Here is a 13789-nt window from a genome sequence, read left to right as displayed (position 1 = left end):
GTTTCAAGTTTGGAAATTAGTTTCGGATTCCCTTGTCTTCCGTCCTTCGCATGTGTCAAGGTCTCGCAGTCGTTTGTGTGGGAGCTGTCACAAGCCCTCAACCGGAGGTCCTATTCCGTGAGCGCCGCGTTGCCCGTTCTGCGTAACTTCGTCGGTGGCGAATACACCGATACCGCAGATCAGGTCACCTCGCAGGTGATCGATCCGAGCACCGGGGAGGCGTACGCGCTCGCGCCGGTCTCCACCGAGCGGGACGTGGACGCGGCGATGGCGGCGGCGGGGTCGGGCTTCGAGGCCTGGCGCGACGCCACCCCGGCCGAGCGGCAGCGGGCCATGCTGCGCATCGCCGACGCGGTCGAGGCGCGGGCCGGCGAGATCATCGCGGCCGAGTGCCGGAACACGGGCAAGCCGGTCGAGGCGACCCGCGCCGAGGAGATGGGGCCGCTCCTCGACGAGCTGCGCTTCTTCGCGGGCGCGGCGCGGATCCTGGAAGGCAAGTCCGCGGGGGAGTATCTGCGCGACCACACGTCCTACGTGCGGCGCGAGCCGATCGGCGTGTGCGCGCAGATCACCCCGTGGAACTATCCGATGGTGATGGCGGTGTGGAAGTTCGCGCCGGCGATCGCGGCGGGTAACGCCGTCGTGCTCAAGCCGTCGGACACCACCCCGGTCAGCACACTGCTGCTGGCCGAGATCGCCGCCGAGTTCCTGCCGCCGGGCGTGCTCAACGTGGTCTGCGGCGACCGCGGCACCGGGCGGGCCGTGGTCGCCCACCCGGCCCCGCAGCTCGTCTCGATCACCGGCTCGACCCGGGCCGGCATGGAGGTCGCGGTCTCGGCGGCCGCCGACCTCAAGCGGGCCCACCTCGAGCTGGGCGGCAAGGCGCCGGTCATCGTGTTCGACGACGCCGACATCGCGGCCACGGCCGGGGCGATCGCCGGGGCCGGCTACTTCAACGCCGGCCAGGACTGCACGGCGGCCACCCGGGTGCTCGTGCACGGCCGGGTCGCCGCCGACTTCACCGCCGCGCTGGCCGAGGCGGCCCGCAACACCAAGGTCGGCGCGCCCGCGGACACCGACGCGTTCTTCGGCCCGGTCAACAACGCCGGCCAGCTGGCCCGGGTGCAGGGCTTCCTCGACCGCGCGCCCGACCACGCCGACATCGTGGCCGGCGGCAAGCGGATCGGCGACCGCGGCTACTTCCTCGAGCCGACCGTCGTGGCCGGTCTCCGGCAGCGCGACGAGATGATCCAGGACGAGGTCTTCGGGCCGGTCATCACCGTCCAGTCGTTCGACGACGAGGATGCCGCCGTCCGCTGGGCCAACGACGTGCGCTTCGGGCTGAGCGCCAGCGTCTGGACCCAGAACCACGGGCGGGCCATGCGGGTCTCGCGGCGGCTGGACTTCGGCGCCGTCTGGATCAACACCCACCTGCCGTTCGTCTCGGAGATGCCGCACGGGGGCTTCGGTCACTCCGGTTACGGCAAAGACCTTTCGATGTACGGGTTCGAGGAGTACACCCGGATCAAGCACGTGATGAGCTACCTCGGCTGACCGCCCCCACATAAACAGAGGAACGCCATGACCACCCCCCAGCACGCGCCGGCGATCGAATTCGTCGGCGTGAACAAGAACTATCTGTCGCACGGTGAGACGGTGCCCGCCGTCAAGCGGACCGACCTGGCGATCGCGCAGGGTGAGTTCTTCTCGCTGCTGGGCCCGTCCGGGTGCGGCAAGACCACCACGATGCGCATGATCGCGGGCTTCGAGGAGCCGACCGCCGGCAAGGTCATGCTGGACGGCCGCGACGTCACCGGCGTGGCCGCCAACAAGCGCGACGTCAACATGGTGTTCCAGTCGTACGCCCTGTTCCCGCACCTGAACACGTACCAGAACGTCGCCTTCGGCCTGGAGCGCAAGAAGGTCGCCAAGAACGAGATCGGCCGCCGGGTCGGCGAGATCCTCGAGATCGTGTCGCTGACCGGCATGGAGAAGCGCTCGCCCAAGGAGATGTCCGGCGGCCAGCAGCAGCGGGTGGCCCTGGCCCGGGCGCTGGTCAACCGGCCGCGGGCGCTGCTGCTGGACGAGCCGCTGGGCGCCCTCGACCTCAAGCTGCGCCAGCAGATGCAGATCGAGCTCAAGCGCATCCAGCGCGAGGTCGGCATCACCTTCGTCTACGTCACCCACGACCAGGGCGAGGCGCTGACGATGTCGGACCGGATCGCGGTCATGAACGCGGGCGTGATCGAGCAGCTGGGCTCGCCGCGCGAGATCTACGAGCGGCCGGCGTCGCGCTTCGTGGCCGGCTTCATCGGCACCTCGAACATCGTGGACGGGCACGTCGAGCGGGTCGAGGGCGGGCTGGCCCTGCTGAGCTACACCACTCAGGACAGGGTGGTCGTGCCGGTCGGGCAGTCGACGCGCACCGGGGACAAGCTCGAGGTGTCGATCCGCCCGGAAAAGATCGACTTGCACCGGGGTGTCCCGCCGGTCACCGCCACGGGCGGCAGTGTGCTCTCGGGCACAGTGACCGAGGTCGTTTATCACGGAACCTCAACGAATTACACCGTAGCCACCGCGGCCGGCGCGGACTTTACTGTCTTCGATCAAAATGCATCGAACGCCGAGGATCTTGCCGTCCGCGGTGATCGTGTCTATCTCACCTGGGCCCCCCAGCACTCATATCTGATCGGAGTCTGAATGTCCGCGTCGAACTTCTCCGACCCCTCCCTCCTCCGTGGTCTGACCCAGCGTCGCTTCGGTCGTCGGGACGCGCTTCGGCTCTCCGGACTCGCCGCCATGGGCGGCGCCCTCGCCGCCTGCGGGGTGCAAGGACAGGGCACGCAGGCGCCCGCCAGCGCCGAGCCCGACGCGGTGGCGCAGTTCTGGAACGGCAAGGTCAAGAACGGCTCGATGAGCTTCGCCGGCTGGCCGCTTTACATGGACCCCAAGCAGCCCGAGCTCAAGAAGTTCACGGCCAGGACCGGCATCAAGGTCAAGTACGACGAGGTCATCCAGGAGATGGGCCCCTGGTTCGCCAAGGTGCAGCCGCAGCTGTCGGCGGGCCAGTCCATCGGGTACGACCTGATGGTCATCACCAACAGCTTCCAGTTCACGCAGTTCCGCGACTCGGGCTTCCTGGCCCCGCTCGACCACTCGAAGCTGCCGAACTACGCCAAGAACGCCGGCGCCGCGTACAAGAAGGAAGCCTTCGACCCGGGCAACGCCTACTCGATCCCGTGGGCCTCCGGCATGACCGGCATCGCGTACGACTTCAACAGGACCGGCCGTGAGATCACCAAGCTCGCCGACCTGTGGGACCCGCAGTTCAAGGGCAAGGTCGGCATGTTCTCCGACATCCAGGAGCTCGGCAACTTCGGCCTGCTGGCGCTGGGCATCGACCCGGCCGAGTCGACCGCCGACGACTGGGAGAAGGCGGCCGACCACCTGCGCAAGCAGAAGGACGACAAGATCGTCCGCAACTACTACGACCAGTCCTACATCGAGGCCCTGGGCAGCGGCGAGGTGTGGCTGACCCAGGCCTGGTCGGGCGACATCTTCCAGAAGAACATCTCGGACGGCACCGACTTCCGGTTCGTGATCCCCGATGAGGGCGGCACGATCTGGACCGACAACATGACGATCCCGGTCACCGCCCCCAACCCGGTCGACGCGCTCATGCTGATGGACTTCTTCTACGAGGTCGAGAACGCCGCGACGCTCGCCGAATACATCAACTACGTCTGCCCGGTGCCCGCCGCGCAGCCTGTCATCCGCACCCACGCCGGCAAGGCGACCGGCGAGGACAAGGACGCCCTGCTCGACGTGGCCGACTCCAAGCTGGTGTTCCCGACCAAGGTGGAGTACGACAAGCTGCACTACTACGTAGCGTTCGAGGCCACGGCCGAGCAGCAGAAGTTCCAGAAGACCTTCGAACCTATCGTGCTGGGATGAGATGAACCGCGTCAAAAACAAGCTCGCCCCGTACCTGCTGGTTCTGCCGGGCGGGGTCTGGCTGCTGGTCTTCTTCGCGGTGCCGATGGTCGCGATGTTGTCGCTCTCCCTGCAGGAGGGCGACATCGTCAACGGCTACCGCTTCACCGGCCACTGGCAGACATACACGGAGGCCATCTCCGCGTACGACACGCAGATCATCCGGTCGCTCATCTACGGGGCCATCGCGACGATCGTGCTGATCGTGCTGGCGTTCCCGGTGGCGTACTGGATCGCGTTCTACGGCGGCCGGCGCAAGCCGACGTATCTGTTCCTGGTCCTGCTGCCGTTCTTCGTCTCGTTCGTGCTGCGCACCATCTCGTGGCGGCAGATCCTGACCGACGAGGGGCCGCTGATCTCCCCGCTGCGCAGCGCCGGCCTGGTCGACCAGTCGTTCCACATCCTCGGCACGCCGTTCGCGGTGATCGCCGGGCTGGTCTACAACTTCCTGCCGTTCATGGTGCTGCCGATCTATGTGGCGCTCGAGCGGATCGACCCGCGCGTGGTCGAGGCGGCGCGCGACCTGTACGCCAACCCGGCCACCACGTTCCGCAAGGTGGTCTTCCCGCTGGCCCTGCCCGGCGTCTTCGCGGGCGTGCTGATGACGTTCGTGCCGGCCAGCTCGGACTACGTCAACTCGGAGGTGCTGGGCAGCGCCGACACCACGATGATCGGTCAGGTCATCCAGACCCAGTTCCTCGAGAACTCCGACTATCCGACCGCGTCGGCGCTCTCCTTCGTGCTGATGCTCGTGCTGCTGATCGGCGTCTTCACGTACGCCCGCATCCTCGGCACCGAGGACGTCATGAAGGTGGCCGCCCGATGACCGCACCGACGCTCGACCGCCGGCAGCAGTCCACGCAGGTGGAGGAGGCGGCCCGGATCAAGCCGAAGCGCCGGATCACCGGGCCCGGCCTGCTCCACGCGTGGACCTGGCTGATCATCGCCTGGCTGGTCCTGCCGATCGTCGTGATGATCGCGTTCGGGTTCAACGACACCCCGGGCCGCTACAACCAGACCTGGGTCGGGTTCACGTTCAAGTGGTACGGGCGCCTGTTCGAATATTCGGACCTGACCAGCGCCCTGATCACGTCGATCCTCATCGCGATCGTGGCCAGCCTGCTCTCCGGCGCGCTGGGCACGGGCATCGGCTACGCGCTGGGCCGCTACCGGTTCCGCGGCTCCGGCTCGCTCAACCTGATCATGTTCGCGACGATGTCCTCGCCCGAGCTGATCATGGGGGCGTCGCTGCTCAGCCTGTTCGTCTCGGCCGGCGCCGGGCTCGGGCCGGTGACGATCACGATCGCGCACGTGATGTTCTCGATCTCGTTCGTCGCCGTCGTCGTGCGGGCCCGGGTGATGACCCTGGACCGCTCGATCGAGGAGGCCGCGGCCGACCTGGGCGCCAACGCGTGGACCACGTTCTGGAAGGTCACCTTCCCGATCATCCTGCCGGCGATCTTCTCCGGCGTGCTGCTGGCGTTCGCGCTCTCCATCGACGACTTCATCGTCACCGCCTTCACGGCGGGCACCACCAAGACGTTCCCGCTGTGGATCTGGGGCGCCACCCGCGTCGGCATCCCGCCGCAGGTCAACGTCATGGGCACGCTCATCTTCGCGGTCGGCGTGTTCTTCGCGCTGCTCGCCAACATCCGATCGTCGAGCAAGGGTAAGCGGGATTGATAACTCGTGCCTCCATCCTTTTCGTCCCTGAAGGATGCCGTTACTGAGCCGTACTGGCTCACCCAGGCGGGGGCTCCGGCCCCCGCCGCCCCGCTCGACGGGCTCGGCACCGCGGATCTGGCGGTGGTCGGGGCCGGCTACAGCGGGTTGTGGACCGCCCTGATGGCCAAGGAGCGCGACCCCGGCCGCGACGTCGTGGTGATCGAGGCGGGCACCGCGGGCTGGGCCGCGTCCGGCCGCAACGGCGGGTTCTGCTCGGCGTCGCTCACCCACGGCCACGCCAACGGGGCCAGCCGGTTCCCGGGCGAGATCGACCATCTCGAGAAGCTGGGCCGGCAGAACCTCGACGAGATCGAGGCGGCGGTCGCGCGCTACGGCATCGACTGCGACTTCTCCCGTACGGGGGAACTGAGCGTCGCCACCGCGCCCTGGCAGCTGGCCGAGATGCGCGCGCAGCTGCGGCCCGGCGAACAGCTGCTCGACCGCGACCGGGTGCGGGGCGAGGTCGACTCGCCCACGTACGTCGGCGGGGTGTGGGACCGCGAGAACTGCGCGATGATCGACCCGGCCCGGCTCGTCTGGGGCCTGCGCGAGGCGTGCCTGTCGCTGGGCGTGCGCTTCTACGAGCAGTCGCCCGTGGAACGGCTCACCCGGCATGGCGCCGGGATGCGGCTGCACACCTGGCGGGGCCGGCTCGACGCGGCCAAGGTCGCGCTGGCCACCGGCGCGCACGGCCGGCTGCTGCGGCGCCTGGGCCACTTCGTGGTGCCGGTCTACGACTACGCGCTGATGACCGAGCCGCTCACGCCGGCCCAGCTGGCCTCGCTCGGCTGGCGCCACCGGCAGGGCATCGGCGACGCGGCCAACCAGTTCCACTACTACCGCCTGAGCGCCGACAACCGCATCCTCTGGGGCGGCTACGACGCGGTCTACTACAACGGCGGCCGGATCGAGGTGTCCCACGACCAGCGCGAGGCCACGTTCGCGCTGCTGGCCGACCACTTCTTCACCACGTTCCCGCAGCTGGAGGGCCTGCGCTTCACGCACAAGTGGGGCGGCGTGATCGACACGTGCAGCCGGTTCAGCAGCTTCTTCGGCACCGCCCACGGCGGCCGGGTGGCGTACGCGGTCGGCTACACCGGCCTGGGCGTGGGCGCCACCCGCTTCGGCGCCAACGTCATGCTCGACCTGCTGGCGGGCGCGCCGACCGAGCGTACGGCGCTCAAGATGGTGCGCAGCAAGCCGATCCCGTTCCCGCCGGAACCGGTGCGCTCGGGCGTCATCCAGCTCACCCGCTGGTCGATCGCCCGCGCCGACCACAACGACGGCCGCCGCAACCTGTGGCTACGCACCCTCGACAAGGTCGGCCTGGGCTTCGACTCCTGACGATTGGTGACCTTGGGCGACGCTGGACTAAGCTGCTAGCTAACCGCGGAGGTGGCGCTGTGCCCGCTGAGTTCAGCTTTCCCAGGTTCGAGGTCCACGTCGAGAGGGACGAGGTCCACTTCAACATGCACGAGGCCAAGACCCACCTGTCCCGGATCATCGAGCGCGTCGAGCAGGGCGAAGAGATCTTCATCGACCGGGCCGGCGTCCCCGTGGCCAAGGTGGTTCCGCTGGTGCGCCGGGTCAACCGGGTGGGCCTCGGCTCCCTGGCCGGCCAGGTCGACCTCTCCGGCGACTGGGATTCGGCCGAGACCAACGCCGAGATCGCGCGGGATTTCGGCGTCGGCGGATGAGCCTGCTGCTCGACACGCACGTCGCGCTCTGGGCCATCACCGGCGACCCGACGCTGGGCGAGGAGCTGCTCTCCCGGCTGCGCCACGACCCCGACATCTTCCTGTCCCCGGTCTCCCTGTGGGAGATCACGATCAAGCAAGCCGTGGGCAAACTCGGCGGCCCACCTGATCTGGCCGAGCGGATCGCCGACATCGGATTCCGCGAGCTCCCGATCACCTACGAGCATGCGATCGTGGCGGGCCGCCTTCCCCCGCACCACCGCGACCCGTTCGACCGCATGCTCATCGCCCAGGCCCGCGTCACCGGCCTGACGCTGGCCACCCGCGACACGTCGATAAGCCTGTACGACGTCGACCTGCTCAAGGTGTGAGCAACGCCGACCTCGTCGAGCTGACGGCTGCGCGCGGTCACTCGCCGCGCCGCTATTGTCTGCGGGCGTGAGACGTGGGCGCCTGGCGAGGATTCGGGAACTTCGGGCTGTCGTCGCTGGGCTCGTGCGGGATGTGGGGGAGGACGATCCGCGGACCGTCGAGTCGCGGCTTCGGCTGGCGGGGGAGCTGAGGGGGAGCCTCGACGAGGACGGGAGCTTCGACGAGCCCGACGTCGAGCCGCAGCGGTGGGAGGAACTGCTGGCGGCCGAGTTGGGCCGTGCGTTGGCGAGCCGGGTGCGGACGTTCGGGGACGAGCATCCGCAGACGTTGGAGGTGCGGCGGCTGCAGCTCATGCGACGGCCCGACCCCGACCGGCGGCCGCCGGTCGCCCTGGATGACCTGGAAGAGCTGGCCGCCGTGCACGAACGCGTGTTGGGACCGGACGACCCGGAGACGCTGGGGCTGCTGGAGCGGCTGCCGGGCGCGACTGGGCCCCGTGCACCCGGAGACCGTCGAGGCGCGGACGCTGCACTGGCACCTCCACGAGCGGGCGGACCACATCCCGCTGGTCGAGCAGATCTTCGCCGACCACGAGCGGCTCCTCGGGCCGGACGATCCGCGGACGCTGCACGCCGGTGTGGAGCTCGCGCGCCTCTACGGGTGGACGGACCCGCGCTGCACTGCCCTCGCCGCACGCCTCGTTGAGCCGTTGTACGCGGCGCCCGAGCCGGACTGGGATGACGTCCGGGCGGTTCTGCACTACCTGTCGGCCCGGCACGCGCAGACGGGGCGGATGGACGAGTTCCACGCGGTGTGGAACCGTTATCCGACGCCGGACGAGGACGAGCGACTGGCTCCCGGCGACCCGGACTATCCGGCCACCGACGACGACCTCTGACGGTCAGAGGGCTACGCCGGTCAGGACCATTACTCGGGGTTCGGTGTAGTCGGTCATGGCGCTGGCTACGCCCTCGCGGCCGGTGCCGCTGGCTTTCACTCCGCCGTACGGCATCTGGTCGGCTCGGAAGCTGGGGACGTCGCCGATGATGACGCCGCCCACCCGGAGCCGGCGGGACGCCTCGAAGGCCAGGTCGAGGCGGCGGGTGAAGACGCCCGCCTGCAGGCCGAACGCGGAGTCGTTGATCGCGTCCAGGCCGGCCTCGTCGGAGTCGACGGGGGTCAGCACGAGCACCGGGCCGAACACCTCGTCGGCGCTGACCTTGGCGGCGGCGGGGACGCCGGTCAGCACCGTGGGGGCGATCGTGGTGCCGTGGCGCTCGCCGCCGAGCAGGACGCGGGCTCCGGCGGTGACGGCCTCGGTGATCCACTGCTCGATGCGGTCGGCGGCCTGGTCGTTGATGACCGGGCCGACGTCGGTGGCCTCGTCGCGGGGGTCACCGGTGCGCAACGCCCGCACCGCGTCGAGCAGCAGGGGCGTGAAGGCCTCGAGGTGTGCGCGGTGCACGAGCACGCGCTGGACGGCGATGCAGCTCTGCCCGGCCTGATAGTTGCCGAAGGTGGCGATCCGCTGGGCCGCGAACGCCAGGTCGTCCCAGTCGCGGCAGATCAGCGCGGCCGCGTTGCCGCCCAGCTCCAGGGTCACGTGCTTGCGGGGCGCGGCGTCCTGGATGAGCGCGCCGACCGGGCCGCTGCCGGTGAACGAGACCACGGGCAGGCGCGGGTCGGCGACCAGCGCGGCCATCCGCTCGTTGGGCACCGGCAGCACGGAGAACATCCCGTACGGGAGGTCGAGGTCCGCCATGATCTCGCCCAGCAGCAGGGCCGTCAGGGGAGTGGCGGGCGCCGGCTTGACGATGATCGGGGCGCCCACGGCCAGGGCCGGCGCGACCTTGTGGGCGACCAGGTTGAGCGGGAAGTTGAACGGCGCGATGCCCAGCACGGGGCCGCGCGGCACCCGGCGGACCAGGGCGATCCGACCGGCCGCGGCGGGATCGGTGTCCAGCCGCTGCAGCTCGCCGGAGAAGCGACGGGCCTCCTCGGCGGCCCAGCGGAACGTGGAGACGGCCCGCGCGACCTCGGCCCTGGCCCACTTGACCGGTTTGCCGTTCTCGGCGGTGATCAGGGCCGCGAACTCCCCGGCGCGGCGGCCCAGCTGCCGGCTGATCTCGTCAAGGGCGCCGGCCCGCTCGGCGGCGGTCAGGGCGGCGGCCGGGCCGGTGGCCGACACCGCGGCGGCGACGGCCTCCTCGACCTGCTCGGCGGTGGCGTGGGAGGTCTCGCCCACCACCCGCGTGTCGTACGGGTGACGCACAGTCAGGACGTCCGCGCTGGTGGCCGGCTTCCCGGCGACGTGGAAGGGGATCACGGCCGGGAGCGTACCCGCAGATGCAGCACGGAAATAGTTGTCGGGCCTCTTGCATGCGACGGAATCAGTGAAATGATCGGGTCCACAAGCCTGAAGGAGTTGAGCCATGCCCACGTCGGCCGAGTTGCACAAGCGCCGGGCCGCGGTTGTCGCGCGGGGGGTCAGCAGCATGGTCCCGTCCTACGTGAGCAGCGCCACCGGCGGGACGATGACCGATGTGGACGGCCGCGAGTGGATCGACTTCGCCGCGGGCATCGCCGTGACGAACGTCGGCAACGCCGCCCCCAAGGTCGTCGCCGCGGTGCAGGCTCAGGTCGAGCGCTTCACCCACACCTGCTTCATGATCGCGCCGTACGAGCAGTATGTCGCGGTCTGCGAGGAGCTGGCGGCCCTCACTCCGGGTGACTTCGAGAAGCGCTCGGCGCTGTTCAACTCGGGCGCCGAGGCCGTCGAGAACGCGGTGAAGATCGCCCGGCACGCCACCGGGCGCCAGGCGGTCGTCGTGTTCGACCACGCCTATCACGGCCGCACCAACCTGACGATGGCCCTGACCGCCAAGGTCATGCCGTACAAGCAGGGCTTCGGCCCGTTCGCGGGCGAGATCTACCGCGTGCCGATGTCCTATCCGCTGCGCGACGGCCGCGGCGGGGCCGAGGCGGCGGCGTACGCGATCGGCCAGATCGAGAAGACCGTCGGCGCGAGCAACGTGGCCGCCGTGCTGATCGAGCCCATCCAGGGCGAGGGCGGTTTCATCGTGCCCGCCGAGGGGTTCCTGCCGGCGATCGCGGCGTGGAGCAAGGCGGCCGGAGCCGTGTACATCGCCGACGAGATCCAGACGGGCTTCTGCCGTACGGGTGCCTTCTTCGCGAGCGAGCACGAGGGCGTCGAGCCGGATCTGATCACCACCGCCAAGGGCATCGCCGGTGGGCTGCCCCTGGCCGCGGTCACCGGCCGCGCCGAGCTCATGGACGCCGTGCACCCGGGCGGCCTCGGCGGCACGTACGGGGGCAACCCGATCGCCTGTGCCGCCGCGCTGGCCTCGATCGAGACCATGCGCGAGCTCGACCTGGCCGCCGCCGCCCGCCGCATCGAGTCGATCGCGCGGCCCCGGCTGGAGGCCCTCGCGGCCAAGCACCCGTCGATCGCCGAGGTGCGCGGTCGCGGCGCGATGCTCGCCGTCGAGGTCGTGATACCCGGCGAGGACGGTCCGGCAGGCCCGGCGCCGGACGCCGCAGCCACCGCCGCGGTCGCCAAGGCCGCGCACGAGCTGGGCCTGCTGCTGCTCACCTGCGGCACCTACGGCAACGTGATCCGGCTGCTGCCGCCGCTGATCATCTCCGACGAGGAGCTCGATCGCGGACTCACCTTGCTCGAACAAGCCTTCTCCGTCGTTTAAGAACATTCAGGAGCCCCCCGTTGAGCGACCTTCAGTCACCCGACTACGAAAAGCTGTCCGGCGCCGCCCGCGACCACCTGTGGATGCACTTCACCCGGCTGTCGTCCTACCAGAAGGCCGAAGTCCCGATGATCGTGCGCGGCGACGGCTGCTACATCTGGGACTCCAACGGCCGGCGCTACCTCGACGGGCTGTCCGCGCTGTTCGTCGTGCAGACCGGCCACGGCCGTCAGGAGCTGGCCGAGGCCGCCGCCAAGCAGGCCGGTGAGCTGGCCTACTTCCCGATCTGGTCGTACGCGCACCCCAAGGCCGTCGAGCTGGCCGCGCGGCTGGCCGACCTGACCCCGGGCGACCTCAACCGGGTCTTCTTCACCACCGGCGGCTCCGAGGCCGTCGAGTCGGCGTGGAAGCTGGCCCGCTCGTACTTCAAGCGCACCGGCAAGCCGACCAAGACCAAGGTGCTCTCGCGCAACATCGCCTACCACGGCACCTCGATGGGCGCCCTGTCGATCACCGGCATCCCCGCGCTGAAGCAGGACTTCGAGCCGCTCGTGCCGTCGACGTTCCGGGTGCCCAACACCAACTACTACCGCCGCCCCGACGAGAGCATGTCGCCCGAGCAGTTCGGCGTGTGGGCGGCCGACCGGATCGCCGAGGCCATCGAGTTCGAGGGCCCCGACACGGTGGCCGCGGTCTTCCTCGAGCCGGTGCAGAACGCGGGCGGCTGCTTCCCGCCCCCGCCCGGCTACTTCCAGCGGGTCCGTGAGATCTGCGACCGGTACGACGTGCTGATGGTCTCCGACGACGTGATCAGCGGCTTCGGCCGGCTCGGCGAATACTTCGGCGGCCACCGGTACGGCTACACGCCCGACATCATCACCGTCGCCAAGGGCCTGACCAGCGGCTACGTCCCGCTCGGGGCGATGATCGCGTCGGAGCGGCTGGCCGAGCCGTTCCTCGAGGGCACCAACTGGTTCGCCCACGGCATCACGTACGGCGGGCACCCGGTCGGATCGGCGGTGGCGCTGGCCAACCTCGACATCATGGAGCGCGAGGAGCTCAACAAGCACGTCCGGGACAACAGCGACCTGTTCCGGTCGTACCTCGACAAGCTGAGCGACCTGCCGATCGTCGGCGACGTGCGCGGCGACGGCTACTTCTTCGGCCTCGAGCTGGTCAAGGACAAGGCGACCAAGGAGACGTTCAACGAGGAGGAGTCGGAGCGGCTGCTGCGCGGCTTCCTGTCCTCGGCGCTGTTCGAGGCCGGGCTGTACTGCCGCGCCGACGACCGGGGCGACCCGGTCATCCAGCTCGCGCCGCCGCTGATCGCGGGCGAGGCCCAGTTCGCCGAGATCGAGCAGATCCTGCGCTCGGTGCTGACGGAAGCCTCCACCTTGCTTTGATGAAGGGGCGCCGGGCCGCCACGGGGCATCCCCCGCGGCGGCCCGGCCATTTCACGGCCGGTCGCCGATGTCCTCGACCACGGCCTGCGTCAGAACGACGGTCTGCGACCGCACGGCGGCGTCGAGCGGGTTGGTGCTCAGCCGTCGTCCCACGTCGGGTGCCACTCCGTCGCTCCGCGTCGCGTACGGCGACGGGGTGGTGCGCTTCGGCGCCGGTGCCATGGACGCCTTCTGGCCCGACGGCAAGGGGAACACCGACTGGTACCCGGCCCAGCGCCCGGTGGCCGGGTCAAAGAGCAGGTCATTCGTGGATTCATGTTCGCGTTTGCGTATCACCACCAGCCGGCGTTCGCCCACTGTCGTCTCGCCGACGCTCACCGGCAGGCCGGACAACGTGTCGAACACTCCTCGCAGCCGCTCGGCGGGGATGTAACGGTCCACGGTGAAGAGGTCGAACAACCCTCCCCAGATTTTCCGGTCGTCGGAGTCGAGGCCTTGGTGCTCCGGGGCTTTGACCAGGGCGTCCCGGATCTCCGTCGGATCGGTGGGACCGGCGACCAGCTGCTGCAGACTGGGTACGCCGAGGCTGCCCGGCTTGTATTTGCCGGATGCCTTCCACCCGCGGACCTCGGCCAGCATGTCCGGCCGCGGCTTGCTGGCGTCACACTCAGTGAGGCCGAGGCTGCGGGTGTCGGCGTCAAGCCAGTCCTCGCAGGTCCGGGCGTAGGCGAAGCCGTCCCGTTCCCGGCTGACTGAGTTCCCCCCGTTTCGACGGAGCGGTGGTTACCTGCTTCCGGTCGGGGCAGGGGTGAGGTTATCTGGCTCGGTTTGGGCGTGCCAGGCCGCCTCGTATTCGTCGGGGCTGAGGTAGCCGAGT

The 13789-nt window shown here is 69.6% G+C and carries 15 protein-coding genes; 12 read left to right on the top strand and 3 right to left on the bottom strand.

Annotation, left to right across the window (positions count from 1 at the left end):
- Nucleotides 1–117 precede the first annotated feature (117 nt).
- From JKJ07_RS31835 to JKJ07_RS31800, 8 genes are all read left to right on the top strand, one after another.
- Nucleotides 118–1554, top strand: coding sequence for an aminobutyraldehyde dehydrogenase (locus JKJ07_RS31835; protein WP_307834504.1), 1437 nt, complete (start codon nucleotides 118–120; stop codon nucleotides 1552–1554).
- A gap of 27 nt (nucleotides 1555–1581) precedes the next feature.
- Complete coding sequence (locus JKJ07_RS31830; RefSeq protein ID WP_202995589.1) at nucleotides 1582–2700, top strand: ABC transporter ATP-binding protein; 1119 nt, start codon at nucleotides 1582–1584, stop codon at nucleotides 2698–2700.
- On the top strand, nucleotides 2701–3954 hold the full coding sequence (locus tag JKJ07_RS31825) for a polyamine ABC transporter substrate-binding protein (protein ID WP_202995588.1): 1254 nt from the start codon (nucleotides 2701–2703) through the stop codon (nucleotides 3952–3954).
- A 1-nt stretch (nucleotide 3955) separates the two neighbouring features.
- Nucleotides 3956–4819 (top strand): ABC transporter permease, encoded by an 864-nt coding sequence (locus tag JKJ07_RS31820; protein WP_202995587.1) that lies wholly within the window; start codon nucleotides 3956–3958, stop codon nucleotides 4817–4819.
- Complete coding sequence (locus JKJ07_RS31815; RefSeq protein ID WP_202995586.1) at nucleotides 4816–5676, top strand: ABC transporter permease; 861 nt, start codon at nucleotides 4816–4818, stop codon at nucleotides 5674–5676. Before JKJ07_RS31820 ends, JKJ07_RS31815 begins: the two co-directional genes overlap by 4 nt.
- A gap of 6 nt (nucleotides 5677–5682) precedes the next feature.
- Nucleotides 5683–7062 (top strand): NAD(P)/FAD-dependent oxidoreductase, encoded by a 1380-nt coding sequence (locus JKJ07_RS31810; RefSeq protein ID WP_202995585.1) that lies wholly within the window; start codon nucleotides 5683–5685, stop codon nucleotides 7060–7062.
- Between the two features lie 125 nt (nucleotides 7063–7187).
- Entirely contained in the window at nucleotides 7188–7415 is a 228-nt protein-coding gene (locus tag JKJ07_RS31805; RefSeq protein ID WP_202995952.1) for a type II toxin-antitoxin system Phd/YefM family antitoxin, read from the top strand.
- Nucleotides 7412–7786 (top strand): type II toxin-antitoxin system VapC family toxin, encoded by a 375-nt coding sequence (locus tag JKJ07_RS31800; protein ID WP_202995584.1) that lies wholly within the window; start codon nucleotides 7412–7414, stop codon nucleotides 7784–7786. The genes JKJ07_RS31805 and JKJ07_RS31800 overlap by 4 nt, the downstream gene beginning before the upstream one ends.
- Nucleotides 7787–7838: 52 nt before the next feature.
- Here the strand turns inward: JKJ07_RS31800 and JKJ07_RS31795 are convergent, their stop codons facing one another.
- Nucleotides 7839–8210: a hypothetical protein gene (locus JKJ07_RS31795; protein ID WP_202995583.1), complete on the bottom strand. Its 372-nt coding sequence runs from the start codon at nucleotides 8208–8210 to the stop codon at nucleotides 7839–7841.
- On the opposite strand from JKJ07_RS31795, the gene JKJ07_RS52300 reads away from it, so the two are divergent.
- Nucleotides 8139–8492: a hypothetical protein gene (locus JKJ07_RS52300; RefSeq protein WP_369077011.1), complete on the top strand. Its 354-nt coding sequence runs from the start codon at nucleotides 8139–8141 to the stop codon at nucleotides 8490–8492. The two genes, JKJ07_RS31795 and JKJ07_RS52300, sit on opposite strands and share 72 nt — an antisense overlap.
- Nucleotides 8493–8496: 4 nt before the next feature.
- The gene (locus JKJ07_RS52295; protein WP_369077008.1) at nucleotides 8497–8685 is read left to right on the top strand and encodes a hypothetical protein; all 189 of its coding nucleotides are present in this window, start codon (nucleotides 8497–8499) and stop codon (nucleotides 8683–8685) included.
- 3 nt (nucleotides 8686–8688) lie between these two features.
- On the opposite strand, the gene JKJ07_RS31785 is transcribed toward JKJ07_RS52295, so the two are convergent.
- On the bottom strand, nucleotides 8689–10113 hold the full coding sequence (locus tag JKJ07_RS31785; RefSeq protein ID WP_307834503.1) for an aldehyde dehydrogenase family protein: 1425 nt from the start codon (nucleotides 10111–10113) through the stop codon (nucleotides 8689–8691).
- Between the two features lie 106 nt (nucleotides 10114–10219).
- On the opposite strand from JKJ07_RS31785, the gene gabT reads away from it, so the two are divergent.
- Nucleotides 10220–11509: a 4-aminobutyrate--2-oxoglutarate transaminase gene (gabT, locus tag JKJ07_RS31780; RefSeq protein WP_202995580.1), complete on the top strand. Its 1290-nt coding sequence runs from the start codon at nucleotides 10220–10222 to the stop codon at nucleotides 11507–11509.
- Between the two features lie 20 nt (nucleotides 11510–11529).
- Nucleotides 11530–12912 (top strand): aspartate aminotransferase family protein, encoded by a 1383-nt coding sequence (locus JKJ07_RS31775; RefSeq protein WP_202995579.1) that lies wholly within the window; start codon nucleotides 11530–11532, stop codon nucleotides 12910–12912.
- 51 nt (nucleotides 12913–12963) lie between these two features.
- Here JKJ07_RS31775 and JKJ07_RS31770 read toward each other — a convergent pair whose 3' ends face one another.
- On the bottom strand, nucleotides 12964–13551 hold the full coding sequence (locus JKJ07_RS31770) for a hypothetical protein (RefSeq protein WP_202995578.1): 588 nt from the start codon (nucleotides 13549–13551) through the stop codon (nucleotides 12964–12966).
- Nucleotides 13552–13789 lie beyond the last annotated feature (238 nt).

Origin of the sequence: Paractinoplanes lichenicola (assembly GCF_016785085.1) — a bacterium.
Taxonomy (GTDB): Bacteria; Actinomycetota; Actinomycetes; order Mycobacteriales; family Micromonosporaceae; genus Actinoplanes; species Actinoplanes lichenicola.
This window is presented reverse-complemented; position numbering and strand designations above follow the sequence as displayed.